Origin of the sequence: Paradesertivirga mongoliensis (assembly GCF_024436395.1) — a bacterium.
Classification (GTDB): Bacteria; Bacteroidota; Bacteroidia; order Sphingobacteriales; family Sphingobacteriaceae; genus Paradesertivirga; species Paradesertivirga mongoliensis.
Genome location: NZ_JAFMZO010000007.1, coordinates 1 through 6145 on the forward strand (window position 1 = coordinate 1; position 6145 = coordinate 6145).

The 6145-nt window shown below is 47.4% G+C and carries 3 tRNA genes and 3 rRNA genes; all 6 read right to left on the reverse strand.

The features are described from left to right. Positions 1-40: 40 nt before the first annotated feature. Positions 41-152: ribosomal RNA gene (rrf, locus tag J3P43_RS19490) — 5S ribosomal RNA — on the reverse strand. A gap of 181 nt (positions 153-333) precedes the next feature. Beyond that, positions 334-3205, reverse strand: a 23S ribosomal RNA gene (locus tag J3P43_RS19495). Between the two features lie 218 nt (positions 3206-3423). Next, positions 3424-3498, reverse strand: a tRNA-Ser gene (locus J3P43_RS19500). Between the two features lie 44 nt (positions 3499-3542). Next, positions 3543-3616: transfer RNA gene (locus J3P43_RS19505), tRNA-Ala, on the reverse strand. Positions 3617-3722: 106 nt separating this feature from the next. Continuing rightward, positions 3723-3797, reverse strand: a tRNA-Ile gene (locus J3P43_RS19510). 177 nt (positions 3798-3974) lie between these two features. Beyond that, positions 3975-5496 (reverse strand): 16S ribosomal RNA (locus J3P43_RS19515). Together the 16S, 23S and 5S rRNA genes with 3 tRNA genes alongside form the textbook arrangement of a ribosomal RNA operon. Positions 5497-6145 lie beyond the last annotated feature (649 nt).

Below are 6145 nucleotides of genomic sequence, written 5' to 3' on the forward strand. Positions count from 1 at the left end.
ACAAAAAAAGCCTTGCAGTTTCCTGAAAGGCTTTTATAAAATTTGGCACCGACCTACTCTCCCACGTGTTACCGCAGTACCATTGGCTCTGGCGGGCTTAACTTCTCTGTTCGGAATGGGAAGAGGTGGACACCGCCGATATAGGCACCTGAAAAAGGTTAAAGGTTAGAAGCTGAAAGCTAAAAGCTCTCTGGCATTCGCCTTAATGATTTAATTGTTTTCTGAAATCTTTAGAGGAAAGCTTTCTGCTTTCATCCTTTTAGCTTTCAGCTAAACAATGACATATTATTGAAAGAAGTACTTGAAGTAGAAAACAACAGCATGTTCTGCTTATTGAGAAAGCTTCGGGTAATTAGTATTACTCGGCTATGATGTTACCACCTTTACACCTGTAACCTATCAACGTAGTAGTCTACTACGACCCTCAATGGAAAACTCATCTCATGGCTAGTTTCGCACTTAGATGCTTTCAGCGCTTATCTATTCCCAACGTAGCTACTCTGCAGTACAGCTGGCGCCATAACAGATTCACTAGAGGTTGGTCCAACCCGGTCCTCTCGTACTAAGGTCAGCCCCATTCAATTTTCCTACGCCCACAACAGATAGGGACCGAACTGTCTCGCGACGTTCTGAACCCAGCTCGCGTGCCACTTTAATGAGCGAACAGCTCAACCCTTGGGACCTTCTCCAGCCCCAGGATGTGACGAGCCGACATCGAGGTGCCAAACCTCCCCGTCGATATGAGCTCTTGGGGGAGATCAGCCTGTTATCCCCAGCGTACCTTTTATCCTTTGAGCGACGGCCCTTCCATGCAGAACCGCCGGATCACTATATCCGTCTTTCGACCCAGCTCGACTTGTCTGTCTCACTGTCAAGCAAGCTTATGCTATTGCACTCCGCGTACGGTTACCAAGCGTACTGAGCTTACCTTTGAAAGCCTCCGTTACCTTTTTGGAGGCGACCACCCCAGTCAAACTACCCACCAAACAATGTCCTCGTCTTGGACGAGTTAGACACCGAATACATAAAGGGCCGTATTTCAAGGTTGACTCCACGATGGCTGGCGCCACCGCTTCACTGCCTCCGGCCTATCCTACACATCATGTACCCAATATCAATGTTAAGTTGTAGTGAAGGTGCATGGGGTCTTTCCGTCCCGTTGCGGGTAACCGGCGTCTTCACCGATACCACAATTTCACCGAGCTCATGGCTGAGACAGCGCCCAGATCGTTACACCATTCGTGCAGGTCGGAACTTACCCGACAAGGAATTTCGCTACCTTAGGACCGTTATAGTTACGGCCGCCGTTTACTGGGGCTTCGATTCAATGCTTCGCCTTGCGACTAACATCCCCTCTTAACCTTCCAGCACCGGGCAGGTGTCAGGCCTTATACCTCATCTTTCGATTTTGCAAAGCCATGTGTTTTTGTTAAACAGTCGCCTGGGCCTTTTCACTGCGGCCTCCATTGCTGGAGGCGCCCCTTCTCCCGAAGTTACAGGGCCATTTTGCCGAGTTCCTTAGCCATGATTCACTCGAGCACCTTAGGATTCTCTCCTCGACTACCTGTGTCGGTTTACGGTACGGGTTTCTATAACCTGAAGCTTAGCGGGTTTTCTTGGAAGTCTGTTTACCTGCTCTATCCACGCCCCCGAAGGTTTGCGGTACTATTGGGTTTCAGCTAGACCGGCGGATTTGCCTACCAGTCCAATACCTACGCCTTTTAACGAACTATTCCGTCAGTTCGCGGCAGTGTCACTACTCCGTCACCACATCGCAGTTATAGAAAGTACTGGAATATTAACCAGTTGTCCATCGGCTTCCCCCTTCGGGTACACCTTAGGCCCCGACTAACCCTGATCCGATTAGCGTTGATCAGGAAACCTTAGTCTTTCGGTGGGCGGGTTTCTCTCCCGCCTTATCGTTACTTATGCCTACATTTGCTTTTCTAACCTCTCCACGACCCATTACCAGATCGCTTCACTGATGTTAGAATGCTCCCCTACCGATATTTACATATCCCATAGCTTCGGTATACTACTTAATGCCCGATTATTATCCATGCCCGACCGCTCGACTAGTGAGCTGTTACGCACTCTTTAAATGAATGGCTGCTTCCAAGCCAACATCCTAGCTGTCTGTGCAGTCGGACCTCGTTAGTTCAACTTAGTAGTAATTTTGGGACCTTAGCTGATGGTCTGGGTTCTTTCCCTCTCGGCGCGTGACCTTAGCACCCCGCGCCTCACTGCAGACCATATTATATAGCATTCGGAGTTTGTCTGGATTTGGTAGGATTTGACTCCCCCGCACCCAATCAGTAGCTCTACCTCTATATAACTTTATGTCCACGCTGTTCCTAAAAACATTTCGGGGAGTACGAGCTATTTCCCAGTTTGATTGGCCTTTCACCCCTACCCTCAAGTCATCCGGAAACTTTTCAACGTTTATCGGTTCGGTCCTCCAGTACGTGTTACCGCACCTTCAACCTGCTCAAGGGTAGATCACAAGGTTTCGCGTCTACCTCCTCTGACTATACGCCCTATTCAGACTCGCTTTCGCTTCGGCTTCGTGTCTGAAACACTTAACCTTGCCAGAGAAGAGTAACTCGTAGGCTCATTATGCAAAAGGCACGCCGTCACACAACTTGTGTGCTCCGACCGCTTGTAAGTACACGGTTTCAGGTTCTATTTCACTCCCCTGTTCGGGGTTCTTTTCACCTTTCCCTCACGGTACTGGTTCACTATCGGTCTCTCAGGAGTATTTAGCCTTACCGGATGGTGCCGGCAGATTCCCACAAGGCGTCTCCGACCTCGCGGTACTCAGGATACCACTATCCTAGTATTACTTACGTATACGTGGCTGTCACACGCTATGGCCAGGTTTCCCACCCTGTTCTACTTCATTTTACTATTCATGTTGTGGTCCTACAACCCCAGCTATGCCGTAACATGGCTGGTTTGGGCTCTTTCCCTTTCGCTCGCCACTACTCAGGAAATCATTATTATTTTCTCTTCCTATGCCTACTTAGATGTTTCAGTTCAGCACGTTTGCGCATTTGCAATTACCCTTCAGGTAATTAGGTTTCCCCATTCAGAAATCTACGGATCAATTCATATTTGCTAATCCCCGTAGCTTATCGCAGCTTATCACGTCTTTCATCGCCTCTGAGAGCCAAGGCATCCCCCGTGTACCCTTTCTTACTTTCTTCTACCTATGCCGCTTTTGCTCGGCATGGTATGCTTTTTCGATAGTTGTTTTCTTCAGGAATTAAGCTCAGGACAAGTCCTATGCCTTCTTCAAGTTTCAAACAACGTCTCTACTGTTGTCTTCTTTTTCAATTACTTCTTCCAATATGTCAAAGAACGTTGTCCCCAAACTCCTTAAGAGTTTATTATCTAATTCTTCCCGTAGAAAGAGGGGCAATGTGGAGAATAACGGATTCGAACCGTTGACCTTCCCGATGTCAAATCGGGATGCCCCAGCGCCGATCGCTGATTTCCTGTTGTCAAAATGTTTACTATATCACCTCGCGTGATATATTTAGTGGAGAATAACGGATTCGAACCGTTGACCCCCTGCGTGCAAGGCAGGTGCTCTAGCCAGCTGAGCTAATCCCCCGTAGATGGTTGAAAGGTGAAAGCTTAAAGGTGAAAGGGTGGTGCGTCCGGTATAACCTTTTGCCTTTTGCCTTTATCCTTTTACCTCTTCCCTTTTGCCTTATGAGTAGTCCCGAGCAGATTTGAACTGCTGACCCCTACATTATCAGTGTAGTGCTCTAACCAAACTGAGCTACGAGACTTTATTTGCAGTTGTCAGTTTGCAGTTCCAGTTTGTGTTACCTGCTTACTGCCTCCTGCTTTCTGCCAAATTTGGTCCTGCTTTGTTGGCCGGCCACTGATGGCTCATCTTTGGGTATTCTTAATCTTTTTTAATAAAGAAAATCTATAGTATAACGAGTGTCAATTCTACGCTCTAGAAAGGAGGTATTCCAGCCGCACCTTCCGGTACGGCTACCTTGTTACGACTTAGCCCCAGTTACCGATTTTACCCTAGGACGCTCCTTGCGGTTACGCACTTCAGGTACTCCCAGCTTCCATGGCTTGACGGGCGGTGTGTACAAGGCCCGGGAACGTATTCACCGCATCATTGCTGATATGCGATTACTAGCGAATCCAACTTCATGAGGTCGAGTTGCAGACCTCAATCCGAACTGTGAATGGCTTTTTGAGATTGGCATCCTGTTACCAGGTAGCGGCCCTCTGTACCATCCATTGTAGCACGTGTGTAGCCCCGGACGTAAGGGCCATGATGACTTGACGTCGTCCCCTCCTTCCTCTCTGTTTGCACAGGCAGTCTGTTTAGAGTCCCCACCTTTACATGCTGGCAACTAAACATAGGGGTTGCGCTCGTTGCGGGACTTAACCCAACACCTCACGGCACGAGCTGACGACAGCCATGCAGCACCTAGTTTCCTGTCCTTGCGGACTGATCTATCTCTAGATCATTCAGTAACTTTCAAGCCCGGGTAAGGTTCCTCGCGTATCATCGAATTAAACCACATGCTCCTCCGCTTGTGCGGGCCCCCGTCAATTCCTTTGAGTTTCACCCTTGCGGGCGTACTCCCCAGGTGGAATACTTAACGCTTTCGCTTAGACGCTAACTGTATATCGCTAACATCGAGTATTCATCGTTTAGGGCGTGGACTACCAGGGTATCTAATCCTGTTTGATCCCCACGCTTTCGTGCCTCAGCGTCAATAAAACCTTAGTAAGCTGCCTTCGCAATTGGTGTTCTGTGACATATCTATGCATTTCACCGCTACTTGTCACATTCCGCCTACCTCAAGTTTATTCAAGCTCATCAGTATCAAAGGCACTGCGATGGTTGAGCCACCGTCTTTCACCCCTGACTTAATAAGCCGCCTACGCACCCTTTAAACCCAATAAATCCGGATAACGCTTGGATCCTCCGTATTACCGCGGCTGCTGGCACGGAGTTAGCCGATCCTTATTCCTTCGGTACATTCAGCCTCTTACACGTAAAAGGGTTTATTCCCGAATAAAAGCAGTTTACAACCCGTAGGGCCGTCTTCCTGCACGCGGCATGGCTGGTTCAGGCTTGCGCCCATTGACCAATATTCCTTACTGCTGCCTCCCGTAGGAGTCTGGTCCGTGTCTCAGTACCAGTGTGGGGGGTCATCCTCTCAGATCCCCTAGACATCGTAGTCTTGGTGAGCCGTTACCTCACCAACTAACTAATGTCACGCATGCTCATCTTAATCCCATAAATGTTTGATAATTAAATGATGCCATTCAATTATATTATGCGGTATTAATCCGGATTTCTCCGGGCTATCCCCCTGATTAAGGTAGATTGCATACGCGTTACGCACCCGTGCGCCACTTTCATGAGGAGCAAGCTCCTCAATCTCGTTCGACTTGCATGTATTAGGCCTGCCGCTAGCGTTCATCCTGAGCCAGGATCAAACTCTCCATTGTAATGAAGTTTTGTATCACTGACCCTATTGTATCTCAAATAGGAATCGTTTGATAATTTGCTTACCTTTTAACAGGTTCGCTTTGTATTGCTATTCGTATGAATTGACTAGGATTTGTTTGTCGTTACGAGTAACGATCGTTTCCGTTGTTACTCGCTATACTATTTGACTTTTCTTTAAAGAACTTGATTGCTTCTCCTTCTCGGTTCGGCTATATGTTTTCCAGTTATGATCTTCTTAACGTTGATCTTCCTGTTTAACGTATTTCAATTTTGTAAGCTTCAGGCCTTGCGCCGTTCTGCTGTGTTTCCCTGTTTGTTTTGGGACTGCAAAGGTGAGAATCTTTTTTGATTTCTGCAAGAAGTTTTTTTTATTTTTTTTTGAGGCCTTTCAGTCTCAATTTCTTCTGCTTATTCCTTCTCTTTTCAAACTTCAAACCAGCCTTGCGCTGCTTTGTCTTTTACCCTCTGTTTCCGTTTGGGATTGCAAAGGTGAGACTTTTTTCTCTTCTCCGCAAGAAGTATTTTATCTTTTTTAAAACTTCTTTACTTCTCCCCTGTATATCAAGACTTTATTTTTTAAATCGCCCTTGATCATACTTTCCTTCTCTGTCAAAACCGCTTCAGTTCGCCCCCTTCCTCGCGATGGGG